This is a genomic window from Granulicella sp. dw_53, assembly GCF_018449545.1.
Classification (GTDB): domain Bacteria; phylum Acidobacteriota; class Terriglobia; order Terriglobales; family Acidobacteriaceae; genus Edaphobacter.
Window position 1 is genome coordinate 1 of sequence record NZ_JAAVUR010000012.1, and the last position, 17796, is coordinate 17796.

At 59.3% G+C, this 17796-nt stretch carries 15 protein-coding genes and 1 tRNA gene; 5 read left to right on the plus strand and 11 right to left on the minus strand.

Features of this window, described 5'->3' with window-relative positions; all coding sequences use genetic code 11:
- The first annotated feature begins 452 nt into the window (after positions 1–452).
- From HB393_RS17660 to HB393_RS17670, 3 genes are all read left to right on the plus strand, one after another.
- Positions 453–1286 carry a DMT family transporter gene (locus HB393_RS17660; protein ID WP_213806524.1) on the plus strand — a complete coding sequence of 278 codons (834 nt, stop codon included), beginning with the start codon at positions 453–455 and terminating at the stop codon, positions 1284–1286.
- A gap of 290 nt (positions 1287–1576) precedes the next feature.
- Positions 1577–2311, plus strand: a complete 735-nt coding sequence (locus HB393_RS17665) for a hypothetical protein (RefSeq protein ID WP_213806525.1) — start codon at positions 1577–1579, stop codon at positions 2309–2311.
- A gap of 189 nt (positions 2312–2500) precedes the next feature.
- The gene (locus HB393_RS17670; protein ID WP_213806526.1) at positions 2501–2884 is read left to right on the plus strand and encodes a hypothetical protein; all 384 of its coding nucleotides are present in this window, start codon (positions 2501–2503) and stop codon (positions 2882–2884) included.
- 46 nt (positions 2885–2930) lie between these two features.
- On the opposite strand, the gene HB393_RS17675 is transcribed toward HB393_RS17670, so the two are convergent.
- The 8 genes from HB393_RS17675 to HB393_RS17710 form a co-directional block, all read right to left on the minus strand.
- Positions 2931–3470: a DUF697 domain-containing protein gene (locus HB393_RS17675; protein WP_213806527.1), complete on the minus strand. Its 540-nt coding sequence runs from the start codon at positions 3468–3470 to the stop codon at positions 2931–2933.
- 460 nt (positions 3471–3930) lie between these two features.
- Entirely contained in the window at positions 3931–4587 is a 657-nt protein-coding gene (locus HB393_RS17680; RefSeq protein WP_213806528.1) for a hypothetical protein, read from the minus strand.
- A 73-nt stretch (positions 4588–4660) separates the two neighbouring features.
- Complete coding sequence (locus tag HB393_RS25335; RefSeq protein WP_345945280.1) at positions 4661–6019, minus strand: nodulation protein NfeD; 1359 nt, start codon at positions 6017–6019, stop codon at positions 4661–4663.
- A gap of 145 nt (positions 6020–6164) precedes the next feature.
- Positions 6165–7826, minus strand: coding sequence for a tetratricopeptide repeat protein (locus HB393_RS17690; protein WP_213806530.1), 1662 nt, complete (start codon positions 7824–7826; stop codon positions 6165–6167).
- 17 nt (positions 7827–7843) lie between these two features.
- Positions 7844–9493, minus strand: coding sequence for a glycosyltransferase family 39 protein (locus tag HB393_RS17695; RefSeq protein WP_255551289.1), 1650 nt, complete (start codon positions 9491–9493; stop codon positions 7844–7846).
- 153 nt (positions 9494–9646) lie between these two features.
- The gene (locus HB393_RS17700; protein WP_213806531.1) at positions 9647–9967 is read right to left on the minus strand and encodes a DUF3467 domain-containing protein; all 321 of its coding nucleotides are present in this window, start codon (positions 9965–9967) and stop codon (positions 9647–9649) included.
- Positions 9968–10131: 164 nt separating this feature from the next.
- Positions 10132–10215 (minus strand) — tRNA-Leu (locus HB393_RS17705).
- 153 nt (positions 10216–10368) lie between these two features.
- Positions 10369–11037, minus strand: coding sequence for a TetR/AcrR family transcriptional regulator (locus tag HB393_RS17710; RefSeq protein ID WP_213806532.1), 669 nt, complete (start codon positions 11035–11037; stop codon positions 10369–10371).
- 192 nt (positions 11038–11229) lie between these two features.
- Between HB393_RS17710 and HB393_RS17715 the strand changes: the two genes are divergently transcribed.
- Positions 11230–12345, plus strand: coding sequence for an aldo/keto reductase (locus tag HB393_RS17715; RefSeq protein WP_255551290.1), 1116 nt, complete (start codon positions 11230–11232; stop codon positions 12343–12345).
- A 69-nt stretch (positions 12346–12414) separates the two neighbouring features.
- Here HB393_RS17715 and HB393_RS17720 read toward each other — a convergent pair whose 3' ends face one another.
- Complete coding sequence (locus HB393_RS17720; RefSeq protein ID WP_213806534.1) at positions 12415–13806, minus strand: PQQ-dependent sugar dehydrogenase; 1392 nt, start codon at positions 13804–13806, stop codon at positions 12415–12417.
- Positions 13807–14198: 392 nt separating this feature from the next.
- Here HB393_RS17720 and HB393_RS17725 point away from each other — a divergent pair, with 392 nt between their 5' ends.
- Positions 14199–15476 carry an MFS transporter gene (locus HB393_RS17725; protein ID WP_213806650.1) on the plus strand — a complete coding sequence of 426 codons (1278 nt, stop codon included), beginning with the start codon at positions 14199–14201 and terminating at the stop codon, positions 15474–15476.
- 54 nt (positions 15477–15530) lie between these two features.
- On the opposite strand, the gene HB393_RS17730 is transcribed toward HB393_RS17725, so the two are convergent.
- Both HB393_RS17730 and HB393_RS17735 read right to left on the minus strand, forming a co-directional pair.
- Complete coding sequence (locus HB393_RS17730) at positions 15531–16328, minus strand: SDR family oxidoreductase (protein WP_213806535.1); 798 nt, start codon at positions 16326–16328, stop codon at positions 15531–15533.
- Complete coding sequence (locus HB393_RS17735; RefSeq protein ID WP_213806536.1) at positions 16325–17392, minus strand: galactitol-1-phosphate 5-dehydrogenase; 1068 nt, start codon at positions 17390–17392, stop codon at positions 16325–16327. The genes HB393_RS17730 and HB393_RS17735 overlap by 4 nt, the downstream gene beginning before the upstream one ends.
- Between the last annotated feature and the right edge of the window lie 404 nt (positions 17393–17796).

Genomic DNA, 17796 nt, shown 5'->3' on the forward strand with positions numbered 1-17796 from the left:
CAATGGGTTATGGCCAAAATGCAGAATCGGCTCGGGTTATCGGTTTTGCTCCTTTCTTTTCATGTTTAAGTGGCGACGCCCCACCTATTCGGTGGGGCGTTTTTTATCTTCTAGTTCTATTTTAGAGGTTGGGGCATAACTGCAGTGCCACTTTTATCTTGATTGTTTTGAGTCGCTTAGGCTGTTTGGGGGCTTGACATGCGTTTTTGCTGGGGAAGATGAAGAAAGAAAGTTATCTCCTTTCTTTCTTTCGGGCTTGATTTTGCGAAGCTGGCGCGGTATCGGTACTATCGATTTATCAACCTGAGGTGGCTAGGGTTCCGCCGTAACCGAACGGGTCAGGACCGAGCGCTACAGCAGCCGCGAAGCGGCTGGCACCCGAGGCATAAAAGGCTAGAGGGGGTGGTTGTAAGGCCGCAGGTGTGCCTTATACCCATCTCCGAGGTCGCTTCATGCACGGTTACGCCGTAGCTCTGGTTCTACTTTCCGCCATCCTTCACGCTACCTGGAACGCACAGCTCAAGGGCAACGACGACCGCTCGCAGTTCATGGCGAACATGTCCCTCTCCATGGGTGCGCTGGCGTTGATTTGTGTTTTCTTTGTCCCTTTGCCAGTTGGGTCGGCCTGGGTGTGCATAGCGTTGTCCGCCATCCTGCATATTGCTTACAACTTGCTGTTGTTGCAGAACTACCGGCTGAGCGACTTTAGCAGCGCCTATCCTATCGCTCGCGGAATTTCTCCACTTCTGGTCACCTTGGGAGCTTTCCTCCTGATGCATCAGAGGCCCAATGTCTTCGCCGTCTGTGGTGTGGCGATGATCTCTGCCGGTATCGTTTTTTTGTCGACCGGAAGAGCGCGGTCTGGCAGGCGCGCCACACTCTCGGCTCTAGCTACTGGAGCAACCATCGCGGCGTACACGGTGACTGACGGCATGGGAGTTCAGCGGTCCCAGAACACGCTCTCCTACACTGCGTGGGTCTTTGCCAGCTATCTCCTGATGCCGGTGGTGCTGCTGTTGCTGCGAGCCCCGGTTCGGCTGATCAGCGTTCGGGGCTTGCCACGCGCTACCGGAGCCGGCCTCTTCTCGCTGACGGCCTACACCTTGGTTTTATGGGCTACACGCTATGTCGATGTGGGGATCGTTTCCGCACTGCGTGAGACGAGCGTCCTTTGGGCGATCGTTCTGGGACGTGTGTTTCTCGGAGAGGCCTTTACAGGGCGAAGAGTGGTCTCGGCGTCGATCATTTGCCTGGGTATTGCGTTGTTAGTCCTGAAGGCGCGGTGATCCACTGCGTATGCGCCGAAGCATGTTTGTCCTCAAGGCGTGCGCTCTACTGGCTGAAGAAAAAGGCGCTCGTAACGAAATTCCACCTCCTTCAATCGGACTACTTTATCGCGAGATGAGTTACGGGAATCGGAGTCACTCCTAGCAAAGCAGAGCTTCTCTCCTTTTCTTGCCGATCCCGCCATCCGCTCACACCGCCCTTTGTCAGCCCGTCTACACTACGAGTGGCGGCCAGTCTGCCGTCCCTGCTCCGACCCGGCCCGCTCGGAATGTCCAAGGATCAATCAACCATGCCGCCGCTCCGCACCGAGGTCCCTCCGCTCACCGCTCCCAGGTTCTATCTCACGGGCCGCGAGCCGGTGCGCCCCGGAGCTATTCTGCTGGCTATCGTGGCTGCCGTCGGTGTGCTCGCGTCGGTGCTCTATGCCCTGGGTCATGCCGGACATGTATCTCTCACCTCCGGTGCTGCGCGTTCGGCCAGCCCTACATCCGCAGTTGACTCGGCTGCCGACGATAAAGACGATCCATCCCAGATCGATACCATTGTGCTGGGTGATCCTGCCGACGCTCCTGTGCCCGGCCGCCGTCGAGACCATGTCAGCAGCGTTCATCCCACCATCCTTGTTCACCTGCCCCGCTTCGGTGACCAGGTGGGGCTTATCCCCGACACTCCGGCTGGCCGCCTCCTTTACGGCTGGCTCGCCGCCTTCAACCAGGCAAGTTATCCCGCGCTTGGCAACGCTCTGCCCAATGTCGCGCTCGCTTCGGCGACCGCTGCACAGATCGAGCTGCGGCAGCAGACTGGCGGCTTCAACCTGCTCTCTGCCAAAGAGGTCCAGCCCGGGGTGCTCGTCTTCCGGCTTCGCGATCAGACTCCCCTGGCGATCGAGGTTCTCGGCACCTTGCAGGTACGTCCGGACTCCAGCCCTGCTGCTATTGCGAGCTTTAGTCTCCGGGCTGTTCCTCCGTCCAAGCAGGGCACTGCTACGGCGGCTACTCCGCTCTCGGCGGCATCACCGCGATGAGTCGGCAATCGCGCCGCTCCTGCATGTGAGCCTGCATCCTGTAGTGGTCCTTTGAATCCATCGAACTCCACTGGAGGTAAGTTGGCAGCTTGCGCCATCGCTTTTTGAGGACTAACGAGAGCTCAAGGGCGTGAACTATCCCTGCCAACAGAATGAATTGTTTCTTGGACGCCGGGCTACAATTTACCTATGAAATCAGGCGATGGTCTGGGACGAGCATATTGGATTTGCGCTGGCTTCACTCTTTTCAGTGCGATCGTGAGCGCAGGCTTTTCGTTGCTGTCGCTTCGTATGGCGGGCGGACATGAATATGCCCTTTATGCGGCTTCGCGTAGTGTTGCACTCCCGTTGGCGACAATCTATGCGATTGCACGACGTTCGCGGGCCGGTATGGCAACGCTTGCAGTAGCGATGACCCTGGTCCAATTGTTCGATGGGATTATTGGTTTGCGTCTCCACGACCCCGGTCGCGCGTATGGACCCTTTGTATTTGCCGCGATCAACCTCGGGCTGCTTTATTGGATGAATCGGACTTCAAACCAACAATCCAAAGCTATTCCTGCCGGGATGTAGGATGTGTCACTCAAAGAGACTCTGGTCGTTGGGTTCGTTTGTGTGGTCAGGAGCGTTCGATACTTTCGAAGTATTTGATGATGAGCTCGCCCAGGGTTTTTATGACTGATCCGGCGATGCCGCCTTTGATTGCCCATCCGATTACGGGGAAGAAGGTGAGCCCTTCCATGGCGACCTTTGCTCCCAGACCTACGGTTCCCATGAAGCCTGCCGCGCCGACGACGGCTATGGCGTCCTCTTTGCTGAATTGTTCTCCCCGGTAGATTCGGCCGATGTGCAGAACCATAGTGGTCTCCAGTGTGAGGAGAGCAAGGGAGGTGGCTCCGGGGATGATTGCGGCGGCTGCGACCGCCGCGCCGGTTACGGAGTATCCGTTCACCCATTTTTTTGCTCGGGCTTTCTTCGAGAGCGCTGGCTCGGGCGTGCCGATTCCCGGTTGGCTGGCTGCCTGTTGGCTGGTTGTTTGTTGGTGGGGCGGTAGATCCTGGGCGGGAGAGGAGGAGTCCAAGGTTGGATTGCCGCATGAACCGCAGAAGGCGTGCACGCCCTCGGCTATGGGGTTTCCGCATTTTGTGCAGTAGGCCATGTGTCCTCGATTTCTTTCGCGCAAGTGGTCGTGGGCTTGAGCGAAGCTAACTATCACGGGGTATTACAGGCCGGGTGCTGAAGATGTCCTCAGAGGAGGACAAAAGTATCCTTGAGGTTTTGGTTTGTCAACGAGATCGATGGAGGAGTCGCGTCGATTTTTTGCGTTGGAAGATGGCGTGACGCGGGATTGGAGAGGCGTTTTCTCTTCCTCATCTCGCAAGGATTCCGAGACGCATTTGTTTGGGGAGGGCGAACTGTGCGGGGGACGAGAGTTACGGAGGTGGAGCGGTAGTTGAGACGGGCCGGGAGGTCGGCAGCGTGGTGGTGTGGTTGGGGATTCCTGTTTTGGGAAGTGGTATTGATGGTCGAGGGTTGTGGGCGTGGATCTCCATCCCTTTCGCTGGGTGAGCGAAGGGATGGAGATTTTATTTTGTGGGGGATGGTGCTTCTGGGTGCAGTTAGTACTTGAGGTAGAAGCCTATGGTGGGTTCGAGGGTGTTGGTGCGCTGATTGATGGTCAGGTAGTTCTGGCCGAAGTCGGGGGCCTTGAAGAAGACCTGGCGGAGGGAGGCACGCAGTCCGATATGGGTGAAGACGGATTTGTCGACGCCGACGTTGTAGTAGTAGGCGGCGCGGGCCTGGGTGGGTAGGCCTTGTCCGCCACCAGCCGTTGGGCGGAAGGCGAGAGAGCCAGCACCGACGGCGGCGAAGGGCTGGACTCCGAAGAAGGTGGGGGCGTGGAAGACCCAGCCGAGGGAGTACTCAGAGGCTTTGGTCTGTGCGCCGCCGAAGATGTATTGGGAGAAGTTTTCGGTGTAGCGGGCCTGGGAGTAGTTGGCTTCCAGGCCGACGAGCGGCGACTTGATGTAACGCAGGCTGACGAGGACGCCGACCGTGGTGCTGGCCTTTTCGGTGAGGGGCTGGTTGAGGTAGTTGGTGCCGGAGACGTCGCCGGTGATCTGGCCGATGGCGGTGACCCCGAGGTCGAGGCGGGAGAGGTGGCGCTGCAAGGTTGTCTCGGGGGCTGCCTGGGCGCGAGCGGCTGGGGCGGCGAGGCAGGTGATGACACAGAGAAAGAGGCTGCTTACAGACCACGGGCGAGACACATTCAACATTCCGTCGGAACTCCCTTACGCGAAAACTTAGTGTTTCCAGTCTACTCTGCGGCGGGGCGGGACGGGTTTTTGGTCAGGGTTTTGGTTCCACGAGGAGGGTGAGGTCGTGGATGGCGGTGACGAGGACGGGGGAGCCGGCGGGGAGGTGGGTTGAGCCCTGGAGGTGGGCCTGCCAGAGCTCGCCGCGGACTTCGACTTGTCCGGTGGGGTTGAGGGGAGTGCGGGCGATGGCGAGGCGGCCGATCATGGCTTCGGGGCCGAGGAGGACTTTGCTGCGGCGGGCGCGGAGGGCGAGCCAGGCAAGTCCGAAGGAGATGACGCCGAAGCCGAGGCCGGCGGCTACGGCGATGGCGAGGTGGACGCGGAGCTCGGGGATGGGGGCGTCGACCAGGGTGGCGAGGCCGAAGATGAGGGAGGCGATGCCGACGGCGGCGAGGATGCCGTGGCTGGTGAACTTGAGCTCCAGGATGAGGAGGAGCAGGGCGGCGACGAGGAGCAGGACGGCTGTGTGGCGGACGGGCAAGAGGTTGAGTCCGAAGAGGGCGAGGAGGACGGAGAGGGTTCCGAGGGCTCCGGGAACGATGGTGCCGGGGACGTTGAACTCGAGGTAGATGAGGAGGCCGCCGAGGACGAGGAGCAGGACGGCGAAGTTGGGATTGGCGAGGCGGGTGAGGAGCTTTTCGCGGAGGGAGGGGGCGAAGATTTCAACGGTGGCGTTGGTGAGGTGGAGGGTAGAGGTGTTGCCGTTGAAGCGGTGGATTTCCTTGCCGTCGAGGGAGCGGATGAGGGCGGCTTCGTCGGGGGCGATGGTGTCGATGAGGTGGAGGGAGAGGGCTTCGGTGTCGCTGTAGGACTTGGAGTTGCGGACGGCGTCTTCGGCGGCTTCGGCGTTGCGGTTGCGGCGGGTGACGTAGGAACGGAGGAAGGCGGCGGTGTCGTTCTCGATCTTCTGCTTGAGGATCGGATCCATCTGGTTGTCTTTGGAGCCGCCTTCGAGGACGGGGTGGGCGGCTCCGGCGTTGGTGCCGGGCGCCATGGCGGCGATGTCTGCGGCTTCGAGGAGGAAGAAGCCTGCGGAGCCGGCGCGGCTGCCTGAAGGGGAGATGTAGATGGCTACGGGGACGGCGGAGGTCTCGATGGACTGGACGATGGTGCGGGTGGAGTCGAGGAGTCCTCCGGGGGTTCCGAGGGAGACGATGACGAGAGCGGCGTGGCGGCGGGCGGCTTCGTCGAAGCCGCGTTGGAGGTAGGCGGCGGTGATGGGTTGGATGGTGTCGTGGAGGGTAAGGCGGAGGACTAGCGGGGTTTGGGCTTTGAGGGGTAAGGCGCAGAGAAGGAGGACTACTAGGGTGCTAAGGATGGCGGTGCTTGCTTTGTGGCCGAAGCGTTTACGATCCCATCCTTCACGATGGGACTGTGAAGGATGGGGCACCCGGGTTGTTGGGGCTGGGACGAGTGGGCGAAGGTGGCTGGGATGTTGGTCGTCCCACGCTATGCGAGGGTGCTGTGAAGGACGGGGCACCTGAGCGGTTGTGGTTGGGACGAGAGAGCGGCTCATGAGGGGGGAGGATAGCAGGTTATGGGAGGGATTGGCCGCGGGATTGGAGGGCTTGCTTCATGCCGAGGGCGGCGCTGTTTTTCGGCTCGATGTGGAGGGCGTTGGAGACGTCGGAGGCTGCGGCGGGGAGTTTTTCTTCCTTGAGGTCGAGGCGGGCTAGGACGAGGTAGGCGTCGGCGTTGGGCTTGAGGCGGATGGAGGTCTGGGCCTCGGTGCGGGCTTCGTCGGCGCTGGCGCTGAGCTCGCGGATGCGGGCGAGGCCGGCGTGGGCGGCGGAGTTGTGGCCGTCGGCGGTGATGGCGGTCTGGAACTGCTGCTCGGCTTCGGGGAGGAGGCCCTGGGCGAGGTATTCCTGGCCGGACTGGACGTAATGGTTGGCTTGCTCGGCTGCGGGCAGGGTGGCGATGCGGGCGGAGCGGAGCTGGTCGAGCTGGAAGGCTGCCTGACGGAAGGGAGCTTCGGAGAAGGTGCGGCGGATGCGCTCCAGGGGCTCGAAGGTGTTGGTGGCGGGAGTGGCGCCGGCGGGGGGGCTGGGGGACGATCTGCCGGCGGAGATGCGGGTGCGGAGGCTGGCGGCTTCGGTGTCGTTGGGATGGAGTTTGAGGGCGAGGTCGATCTCGCGTTGGGCTCCGGCGAAGTCTCCGCGGCGGAGGAGGGAGACGGAGAGGTTGTAGTGGTAGTCGGCGTCGTTGGGGTCGGCGGTGGAGGCGCGCTGGAAGAGGGCGACGGCGTCGTGGCCCTGGCGGCTGGCGGCGACGGCCTGGTTGTTGACGACCTCCGGGAGCGGGAGGCGAGCGGCGACGAAGGCGAAGGCGGTCTCGGCCTCTGCGTACTTGGCGGCGTTGAAGCGGGCTAGGCCGCGGTAGAAGCTGGCTTCGAGGGCGAGACGATCGGTGGGGGGGACCTTGGCGAGGGTGATGGCGGCGTGCTCGTAGTCGCGCTGGATGTACTGAGCTTTGCCGAGGGCGAGGATAGCGGCGGAGTAGTTGGGGGTCTCCTGGACGGCGAGCTGGAGGCGCTTGATGCGCTCCTGCGGGGCGGAGGCGTCGATGCCGCGGATGTAGTTCTCAAAGGAGCTGAGCTTGACGCCGGTGGAGGCGGCGAGGAAGGTCTGGAGGGCGACGTTGAAGTGGGGGTCGATCTGGCGGGCGATCTTCCAGGCGACGGCGTTCTCGATGTCGAGGAGCCGAGAGAGTTCGCTGGAGTCTGTTAGGGGATTGGAGAGGGTGAGGCGATTGACCTCGAGGAGCTGGGACTGGACGGAGATGCGGGTCTGATTGTTGGCGGAGGAGGTGACGTTGAAGCTGCCTACGATGACGTAGTCGGCGTCGAGGGTCTGGGCGATGCGGATGGTGGTGGCGCGGGAGGGTTTGAAGTCTACGGGTAGGCCGAGGTGGTCGAGGGCGAACTGGAGATCGTCGCGGGTGATGGTGAGGAAGCCGGCGGAGTTGAGGCGCTGGTTGAGGGTGTCGGGGAAGGAGTCGCCGATCCAGGAGAGGGCGGACTGACCGGACTTGTTCTCAAAGGGAAGGACGAGGATGAGGCGGCCGGAGGTGGGGACTGCCTGGGGGCTTTGGGATGGGGTCTGGGCTCGGCTCTGGCTCGGGTGAAGAACAGTGAAGGTGATGAGGGCGAGCAGGAATGCTTGCAGGATAGGGCGGGGTTGAGAGGTCCTCGGCACAGATTGAGTATAGAGGGTTAGTGCGAGGGGTTGAGGCGGGCGTTGACGATGCGGGGAAAGTGGAGGACGGCAGCCCACTCGCCGTGACGATGGGCCTGCCAGACGACCTCACCGTGCAGGAGAGCGGCGGCCTCGGCGGGGCGGAGGTCGTGGTGGAAGTCGAAGTATTTGGCGTCGGAGGGCTCGTTCTGTTTGCCGAGGTTGAGGGATTGGGCGGGCTCCCACTTGGTGGAGAAGATGAGGGCGGTGTCGTAGTTGCCGGGTTCGGCGGCGGCGAGCTGCATCTGCTCGATGGAGAAGTTTTGGATGGAGGTGACTTTGAAGGGGCGTCTGGTATAGCCGATCTCAGGGCGGGAGAGCTCGGAGGTCGCGGGCCAGGCGGTGAGGACGGTGGCCTGGGGGAAGCGTTGATTGAGGACGTTGATGGCCTGCTGGTGGAGGACGATCATGTCGCGGTAGGTGAGGTTGTCCTCGGGGGCGAAGGCGTAGGGGGGATTGATCCAGATTCCGGCGAGGAAGGCGACGGCGGTGAGGGCGGCGAGGGCGATCCAGCGGCGAACGTGGCGGCGCCAGGTGGCGACGCAGAAGAGGAGGATGAGGGGATAGAGGGGAAGGAGATAGCGGGTGAGGAGCGCTCCGCCAAGGATGGAGAAGGCGACCCAGTTGCTTAGGAGGACCACAGCGATGGCTTGCAAGGCAGGGCGGGGAAGTGCGGGGTATTTCAATTTGGATACAGGAACCAGCAGGGCCGCGATGGTGCAGAGGGACGCGACGAAGAGGTTCATGTGGGTGGTGAGGTGGAGGAGACGATGCCAGAGGCAGAGGAGGATTCGGTAGGGGCCGAGGTTGGCGGTGGCGTTGTAGCGGAGGAATTCGGGGTTGCCGAAGATGAAGCCGGTGCGGGAGTAGTGGAAGGCGTACCAGGCTACGAGGGGAAGGATGGGGATGAGGAGCGTGACGGCCCAGGTGAGGTGGGTGATGCGTTGGGCTTTCTGCTTGCGGGTGCGGACGAGTTGGAACACCTCCCATGTGGCCAAGGCGAGGGGAGTGACGATGGCGGTCTCTTTGGAGAGGACGGCGAGAGAGAAGAGGGTGGCGGTCCAGAGTTGGGTAGGAAACGTAGCGGAGATGGGGGCTTTGAGAGCTTTGGGATCTTCTTCGGGGTGCTGGGGGGTGAGGTAGGAAGAGAGGGCCCAGAGGGTGAAGGCGGCGGCGAAGATGTCGGCGTGGGCGAGGGTGCTTTGGGCGAACCAGACGGGGTAGAGGGCGGTGAGGAGGGTGGCGATGATGGCTACTGCTGATCCGCTAAGGTTGCGGGCCAGGCGGAAGACAGCGAGGAGGGCCGCGGCGCTGACCATGCAGACGAGGACTCGGGTGCCGATGATGGAGAAGCCTGAGAGGTGCCACCATCCGGCGAGGAGGATGGAGGGCAGAGGAGGGTGGGCGTTGGTAACGGTGGACTGGGGGATGAGGGTTCCGGTTCGGAAGAGGTCCCAGGCGGCGGGGATGTAGTAGCCGCCCTCGTCCCAGAAGTAGGGCAGGCGGAGGAGGGTGAGGTGGGAGAGGAAGACGACTACAAAGAAGAGCGGAAAGAGCATCCAGATGGGGATGTCCTGGGGGGCGTTGCGAGCGTGGAGACGGGTTGCAGTCGGCGCTGAATCGGGCATGAAGGCGGTGGCTCGTGGCGTCTCGACGTTCAGTAGGTCGACGTTGTGTTGATTTTAGGGGAAGGCGAGGCTTGGAGCAGAGGAGATTGGTATGGGGCTTTGCTGGCGCGACGGACGATGCGCTGTCCGTCGCTTGAATGGAGTGCCGCGCCTCTAGTGGACGGGGCCGGCGGGAGGAGGAAGCTGAGGCTCGAGGGCGAGGTTGCCGAAGGTCTGTTCGTACTGGGCGAGGTTGTGGCCGAGGACGTTCCAGAGGGCCTTGGCCTGCTGGGGGCTGAGATAGATGCCCTGGAAGTTATTGAGCTGGACCTCTTCGGGTGTGCTCTGGCTCATGGTTCCGAAGACGAGGAAGAAGTCCCAGACGCTCATGCGGACCTGGACGCTGTTGGCATAGCCGTCGCGATAGTCGGCGGTGGGGGTGAGCTTGACTTCGGGCTGAGCCGGACTGGCTTCGGGCTTGGGGGACTGGCTCATGTGATTCAACTTCACTTTCCGATGGGATGGAGGGTTGATGCGACGGGATGGATGAGAGGCCCCATCGCTTGCCCCGCCTGCAGCTCAAACGTTGGTGATGGGGCTACGGGCTGGGAGGAAGCTTCTATCTGCTTCGTCCGTCAGCACAATTCCGACTGAAGAGTTGGTGCGGGAGAAGGGACTCGAACCCCCATGGATTGCTCCGCTTGGACCTAAACCAAGTGCGTCTGCCATTTCGCCACTCCCGCTTCGGTGCTGCGACTTCTTCGCTGTGAAACTGCTTCTGGAGATCTATAGCCGAGCAGTTTCCCTGCTGTAGAAGTTGACTGCTCGCCATCAACAGCCTACTGGCAAAGGTGTGCGGAGTGCAATGCCGTCTGTTGTGGGTGTCTGTGGCGGTTTTAAGACTTGGTTGGGCGTTTTGTGACTGAAGGGCGTTTCTTTTTTCCGTTGGTGGGGGTGTCCCGTATGTTTCTAAGCACCAGATCGACGATGGTGGAGGCTCGCTGGTGGAGTTCAGCCTCGCTTTCGCGCTTTGCGACTCCGGAGAGGAGGCGGTAGAGGACGTCGCCGGTGAGTGCGTCGTGGAGGATGACTGCGGTGCGTTCGATGGGGATTGGGCTGGCGGGCAGTTCTTGCCGGGGATCTTCCAACAGGGCTTGTATGAAGGAGGCCGTTCGCGCTGGGCCGTGGGTGTACCAGGCCTCGCCTACCTCGGGGCAGTTGGCTGCTTCGCTGATCGCGAGGCGATGAAGTTCAACTGAGCGCTTCGCGGTGGTCAGCTTCAGGATGCTAAAGGCGAGCTTCTTCAGGCTGGCTTCGAGGCCTAGTCCGGTGTAGTCGATCGCCCGTAGAGGTTCGTTCATCTCAACACAGAGTTTTTCGATGCTGCTGATGAAGAGGCCGCACTTGCCACCAAACTCGGTGTAGACGGTGCTTTTAGAGCCGCCTGCGAGGTCGACGATTCTATCGATGCTGACGCCTTCATATCCGTGTTTCAGGAAGAGATCAGCGGCTACCTTGCTCAGTTTGGAGTTTCGTACTTCAGATCGCTTTTTGATGGGGACCATTGTTTTACCGGATTACGAAAGTTTATCGCGAGAAGCTTCGTCTAGGTGCTAGAGCAAGCATTTTTCGAGTGCGACTGTACTGTACGTTACGTTACCGCAGGTTGGAATGTTGCATCAGATGTGAAGGATCTCGGTTGAGGTGTGGAATGTCGAGAGTGCTGGAGAGTGCGTATGAACAGCAGGAGAGATTTTTTGAGTTTGGCGGTTAAAGGATCGTTCATGGCGCTTATGCCTAAGATGGCCTCGGCCTCCGCGAGTGTAGACACGGATGGAACCAGCAATGTGGAGAAGACTATGAGCAATGAAAATAAGAGGCACTATAAGCCACCTTTCAAGTTTGGCATGGGAGGCGTTGCAGTCGGGAATGAGTTTGGGGTGGTCACGGACAAGGATGCTTATAACATTCTCGAGGCCGCGTGGAGTGCGGGCGTTCGGTACTACGATGTCGCTCCTTGGTATGGACTCGGGCTGGCGGAGAGGAGGTACGGCGGCTTTCTCCATAACAAAGAGAGAAGTGAGTTCATTCTTTCCTCGAAGGTGGGGAAGTTGCTCAAGGCTTCCAAGACGGCTAAGAATCGAGAGTATTATCCGTTCTCTCCGTCGCCGAACGATGTGGTCTACGATTACACGGCGGCTGGTGTAAGGCGTTCGATTGAAGATAGCTTGCAGAGGCTTGGCATCGACAGCCTCGATATGGTCTTCGTGCACGATATTTCTTCCGATAACAAGTATCTGCCGACCGATTGGCAGGAGCAGTTCGAGATCGCACGGAAGGGTGCGTTTCCGGAACTGACCAGGATGCGGGAGGAGGGTCTCATCAAGGGATGGGGGCTTGGGGTGAATACGCCAGAGCCGATTCTGCGGTTGCTCGAGGTTGCCGATCCGGATGTGTGTCTTTTGGCTTCTCAGTATTCGCTGATCGATCATAAGAATGCGCTCAATCAGGTGTTTCCTGCTGCGAGAGCGAAGAACGTTTCGTTTGTCGTTGGATCGTCGCTGAATGCAGGGTTTATTTCGGGCAGTCCACGATACAACTATGGAAAAGAGTCGTATAAGATTCCGCCTGCGTTTCTTGAGAAGCGTAAGAAGCTTCGTGAGGTTGCGGGTAACCATGGCGTCGATCTGCGGACGGCGGCGCTTCAGTTTTCTGCGGCTCCGGATGTTGCTGCTGCGCTGGTGGTTGGAGTGAGCAATGAGCAACAGATTCTGGCTGACTACACTTCTATGCAGACTAAGATTCCGACGGAGTTCTGGGCGGAGCTTAAGAGTCAGAATCTTATCGAGCAAAATGCGCCGACTCCTAGTTAGGAGGTGGCTGGGATTTCCTAGGCAGAAATGGCGCCACGACTGTTGTCGTGACGCCATTTCTCTTGTGAGTTACTTTCCGGTGTAACTTACGCGCCAGACGCTGCGAGAGCCATCGTCCGTGACGTAGAGCGCGCCGTCTTTGCCGACGGCGACGCCTACCGGGCGACCCCAGATCTTTCCATCGGGAGTGATGAAGCCGGTGAGGAAATCTTCGTACTCTCCTGTGGCCTTGCCGTTGTGCATGGGGATGCGGATGACCTCATAGCCGCCGGGGTTGGCGCGATTCCACGACCCGTGCTCGGCGGCGAATCCGTCGCCGTCGTACTGGGCTGGGAAGTTTACCTTGGCGGTAGGGTAGAAGGTCATTCCAAGGGAAGCCATGTGGGGTTGAACGAGCACGTCGGGAGTGATGACTTTGGACTTGAGCTCGGGGTGTGTTCCCTTGAGGCGCGGGTCCTGATGTCCACCCATGTAGTACCAGGGCCAACCGTAGAAGCCGTCTTCCTTGATGGATGTCACGTAGTCGGGCACAAGGTTGTTTCCGAGGGCGTCGCGCTCGTTGGTGGAGCACCATAGCTGGCTGGTGATGGGATTGATCGCTTCGCCGACGCAGTTGCGGATGCCGTAGGCGTAGACCTTCACGAACTTGCCCTGGGGTGTGTACTCGAGGATGTCGGCGCGGTGGAACTCGCCTGGGTGGGTATCGGGGTCGTCCGCGTTGGAGCCGCTGCCGACGGAGACGAGCATGTACTTGCTGTCAGCGGTGAAGACGACGTCGCGGGTCCAGTGTCCACCGCCACGAAGCTGCGCGTAGCCAGGCAGGTCGGGCACGATGGTCTCGGGGGTGTTGCTGGATGCCTTGAGATCGCCGGACTTATAGGGGAAGCGCACGACAGTTGTGGCGGTGCCTATATAGATCCATTGCGGGTTTGGGCCTGCAGGATAGAAGGCGATGCCGAAGGGGTGGTCGAGGCCGTTGGCGTAGGTGCTTATGGAGACCGGTTTTCCCGCTGGTGTTACGCCGCGCAGGACGAGGAGGGAGCCGGCCTGGGAGTCGGCGACGAAGAGATCGCCGTTGGGTGCGGTGCGGATGATGCGAGGCATGACGAAGGTTCCGGAGGTGGGGGCGTGGATCTGCTCCTTGTCTTCGGAGCGCTGCATGGGGGTGGCGGCGTCTCCACCGGCGTAGAGCTGGACCTTGAAGCCCGCTGGTGCGATGGGTAACGCGCCCTTGGGCCGGACGACGAGGGTTGGGCCGTTATCGACAGACTCGCTGGGGTTGGGCTCGGGCAGGTCGGCGACGGTGATCTTGCGGCGTACGCCGGGCTTTTGCTGGCCATAGCCAGCGAAGGCGGCTTGGCCGGTAATGGTTTGCTGGGCGGGAAGCGGGGTGGGAAGAAGGCTGAAGGCGGCGAGCAGAGCGGAGCAGGCTGCGACGTTCGAGGTGGGAGTAAGTTTCATGGCAGGCGTCTCGTAGTTGGGGTTTGTGGCTATGGACGTGAGGGCCACCTAGGAGATGATCATACTCGTACTGTACGTTACGTTACAGGAAATGAGACTTCGTTCGTCGTGGTCTTTAGCCCCATGAAAGTAATTTGTAGTCGGCCGTTTCTATTCGGTCTTCCAGGGAGATTGTGCTGTGTTTGTCCGGGTGGTGTTCGGCTCTGATCGAACGATGGATCAGAGCATCGTCTCAGGTCCTTTTATACCTGCAAATTAATACCGTTTCGAGCGGTCTACCCCAGATGATACCCTTACGGGCCACGACCAAACACGCTTAATTTCATTGTTGAATAGGAACATGGTCGCGAGACCAAGATCGGAGCGATCCACTGCGAGGAGCATTCTTCTTAATCAGGCGACAGACTCCCGCACGTCGATGGCGGATTACATGGCTCCTTGGGTTAGGGGTCCTGGTGAATTACTTCGATCGTGTGAATCTTTCGGTGTCGCATAACGCTCTGTATGCCGCTTTCGGAGTTTCAAACATTACCTTTGGCTATCTCTCCGGGGCCTACAACTGGACCTATGCGATGTGTCAGTTGCCGATTGGGGTGCTTCTCGACCGGTTTGGTGTGAGGCGTGTCGGACGCATCAGCACTTTTCTGTGGAGTGTGGCATCATTTGCGGCCGCTGTCTCGCCCGGAATTGGCGGACTTTTCGCTGCGCGGTTCCTGTTGGGCGTGGGTGAGGCGCCTACCTTTCCGGCGAACGCTAAAGCCATAGGGAAGTGGTTTCCGCAGAGTGAGAGAGGGCTGGCGACATCTATCTTCGATGCGGCGGCGAAGTTTGCTTCCGCGATTGGTGTGCCTCTTATCGGCATTCTGCTGCTGAAGGTTGGCTGGAGATGGAGTTTCGCCGCGACGGGTGTTATTAGCCTGCTCTACTTTTTCCTCTTCTCGAAGGTGTATCGCGATCCAGAGGATGATCCGGAGTTGACCGAGGAAGAGAGAGCTTATATCGGCGGTGAACTCGAGTCTCCTGTTGTGCAGAATGAACAGTCTCGGCCTGTATCGCTTGGCTACCTTATTCGTCAGCGTAAGGTGGTGGGTTTGGCGCTCGGCTTTGGCTCCTATAACTATGTCTTCTATCTTCTACTGACATGGTTGCCGAGTTATCTCTCCTTTGCTCTGCACATCGATCTGCTGCACTCGTTTCTCTATACGGGGGTGCCATGGCTGTTCGCTACCGTGACGGATCTGATCGGCGGCTGGCTTGCTGACAGTCTTATTCGCCGAGGATGGGATGCCAGTCGCGTGCGGAAGGCGATCCTTATTGGCGGCACGGCGTGTGGGTTGGGTATTCTTGGCGCGGCGAATGCGCATACTGCTACGCGGGCTTTGATCTGGATCAGCGTCTCGATCGGAGGACTTTCGGCTGCGGCGCCAGTGGGATGGTCGATCCCATCGATGATCGCTCCACGCGAGAGCGTCGGTACGGTTGGCGGCATCGTAAATTTCTCCAACCAACTCTCGGGTATTGCGGCTCCGATCGTTACTGGATATGTCGTGGCCGCAACTCACTCTTATACTGTCGCTTTTGTTATCTCGGCGATTTATCTTTTGATCGGGATAGCTAGTTATATTTTCCTATTAGGAAAGATTGAGCCGGTGCCGTCTCCGGTTGGTTAGCAGCGGTTCTGTCTCGATCTATATAGATCGAGACAGAACCGATGTATAGAAAGCCTATCGGCGGGGAGGTTGTACCGTGGCGCGCATCGAACCTGTGGAGATGCCGCCATCTACCAGGAGGGTTTGGCCGGTGATGTAGCGGCTTGCTTCAGATGCCAGAAAGACTACAGCTCCATCGAGATCGTGCGGCTCGCCGGGACGTTTCAAGGGGATGCGATCGACCAAGTAATCGACCCATTCCTTGTTCTCATATAAGACCTTATTCTGGGCGGTCTCGAACCATCCTGGAGCCAGGCAGTTCACGGTGATGCCGTACTTGCCCCAATCGTCGGCGAGGCTCATGGTGAGTTGCCGGATTCCTCCGCGACTTGCTCCGTAAGGCGCCAGTCCGGCGTAGCCAAAGACGCTTGTGACCGATCCGATGTTGACGATCCGCCCGTATCCATTGGGCGCCATGCGCTTGGCGATCTGTTGGGCGACGAAGAAGCTGCCGCGGAGGTTGGTGTCGAGGATTAGGTTCCAATCATCCCAGGTGACGTCGAAGGCAGGTTTTCTTACATTACATCCAGCATTATTGACCAGGATGTGGATTTGTCCGACTGCCTTTTCCGCTGCGATGGACATGGCTTCGATGCTCTGCTGATTCCGTACATCCAGTTGGAGTGGAATAGCACGACGGCCCATCGCCTCGATTTCGACGACGAATGGAAGCAGGTCGTTGGCGTGACGGCTGGTAACGATAAGATCGGCCCCTGCTCCGGCAAGAGCACGTCCTAGATATTGGCCTAAGCCCCTGCTCGCGCCTGTAATGAGTGCGACTTGTCCAGTTAGATCGAAGAGAGGGGATGTCATCGCGGATTGCCTACGTTGAGTTCAGCTTCTTTGTTGCGGGGATCCAGGACGACCTTCATCAAATTTGGTTCGCGTGAGTGCAGCCGTTCGAACCAGGCTGGCCCGTCCGTCAAAGGGGCAACGGCTGTAATCAACGGAGCAACCTTTATCTTGCCGTTCGAGATTAGCTCAATGGCTTGTGGGTATTCGCCTGCGGAGGCGCAGGAACCTTGCAGCGTGATCTGACGAGAGACCACTTTCTGCAGAGGCAGATTTACTTGTGGCGAGATATTCCCGACGAGGGTTACGGTTCCCCCTTTGCGGACGCAGTCCACGCCTGCCGAGATTGTTTCGTCGCGGCCTACGGCTTCAAGAACAATGTCCACTCCACGGTTATTCGTCAGGCGTAAGACTTCCTCAACTAAGGAACTGGAGGACTGGATGGTTTGATCTGCACCAAGATCCTTGGCAAGCTTCAACCGCGTGATGTCTACATCGGCCACAATGACGGAAGAGCTGCCAGCGGCTCGCGCGGCCTGTAAGAGCAGCAGACCGATCATGCCAGCTCCGATGACTAGGACTGTCTCTCCGCCGGCCATCTCGGATACGGCGACGCCGTGTAGCGCTACTGCTACGGCTTCGAGCATCGCCGCTTCTGCGAACGAAAAGGTATCGGGTAGCCGATAGGCGATGCGAGCCGGAACCGTGAGGAATTCAGCGAAGGCGCCTGCACGACGATACTCTGCGCACGAGACACCCATGACTTGTCTTTGATCGCATAGGTTTACATCGCCCTTGACGCAGTAGCTGCAGCGGCCGCAGTAGATTGTGGAGTCGAAGGTGACCCGGTCGCCTACTTTATAGGCACTTACCTCAGAGCCTACCGCTTCGACCGTGCCTGCTGCCTCATGGCCCATTACGATGGGAGGAATTCGTCTTCCTGTAGAACCGTCGTAGCCGTGAACATCACTGCCACAGATGCCGCAGGCCGCGACACGGATAAGAAGCTCGTCCGGCCCGGGCGAAGGAATGGGAAGGTCCATCATTTCAAGCTTGTTGTACTCGGAGAGAAGCAATGCATTCATATAAGCCAGAACCTAACTTTCTCGATGACGGCGAAGAATCGATTGCATTTCAGAGACGATTTAATGTCTTCGGATAATCGCAACTTATCATATAGAAGCAGAGGATGTTATGGCGCTGAGGAGAATTCTTAGCGCGATTTCGATTGAAGGACGATTGAGCGGATGAATATTCTCTCGGTAGTTTTGTTTAGTGTTAGAACGGCTCCATGCTAGTTCCTACTCACGGAGGCGAAGATTTAGATTTCGCTCATATTGCGCGACTTGTGCGGACTTCTCAGTGGATTTAGAGTAACTACAGATCAATCGCGAGATTCATGCATAGAGCATGACTTTAGCCATTGTCTTAGAGTTGAATGTTGATTTTGTGAACCGAGTATAGGTCCATTCGCGCGAAAGCTATCGTC

Excerpts from the sequence above, each read along its gene's own strand:
- HB393_RS17660 (WP_213806524.1), top strand. The coding sequence starts at position 453 with ATGCACGGTTACGCCGTAGCTCTGGTTCTACTTTCCGCCATCCTTCAC.
- HB393_RS17665 (WP_213806525.1), top strand. The coding sequence starts at position 1,577 with ATGCCGCCGCTCCGCACCGAGGTCCCTCCGCTCACCGCTCCCAGGTTC.
- HB393_RS17670 (WP_213806526.1), top strand. The coding sequence starts at position 2,501 with ATGAAATCAGGCGATGGTCTGGGACGAGCATATTGGATTTGCGCTGGC.
- HB393_RS17675 (WP_213806527.1), bottom strand. The coding sequence starts at position 3,470 with ATGGCCTACTGCACAAAATGCGGAAACCCCATAGCCGAGGGCGTGCAC.
- HB393_RS17680 (WP_213806528.1), bottom strand. The coding sequence starts at position 4,587 with ATGTTGAATGTGTCTCGCCCGTGGTCTGTAAGCAGCCTCTTTCTCTGT.
- HB393_RS17695 (WP_255551289.1), bottom strand. The coding sequence starts at position 9,493 with ATGCCCGATTCAGCGCCGACTGCAACCCGTCTCCACGCTCGCAACGCC.
- HB393_RS17700 (WP_213806531.1), bottom strand. The coding sequence starts at position 9,967 with ATGAGCCAGTCCCCCAAGCCCGAAGCCAGTCCGGCTCAGCCCGAAGTC.
- HB393_RS17710 (WP_213806532.1), bottom strand. The coding sequence starts at position 11,037 with ATGGTCCCCATCAAAAAGCGATCTGAAGTACGAAACTCCAAACTGAGC.
- HB393_RS17720 (WP_213806534.1), bottom strand. The coding sequence starts at position 13,806 with ATGAAACTTACTCCCACCTCGAACGTCGCAGCCTGCTCCGCTCTGCTC.
- HB393_RS17730 (WP_213806535.1), bottom strand. The coding sequence starts at position 16,328 with ATGACATCCCCTCTCTTCGATCTAACTGGACAAGTCGCACTCATTACA.
- HB393_RS17735 (WP_213806536.1), bottom strand. The coding sequence starts at position 17,392 with ATGAATGCATTGCTTCTCTCCGAGTACAACAAGCTTGAAATGATGGAC.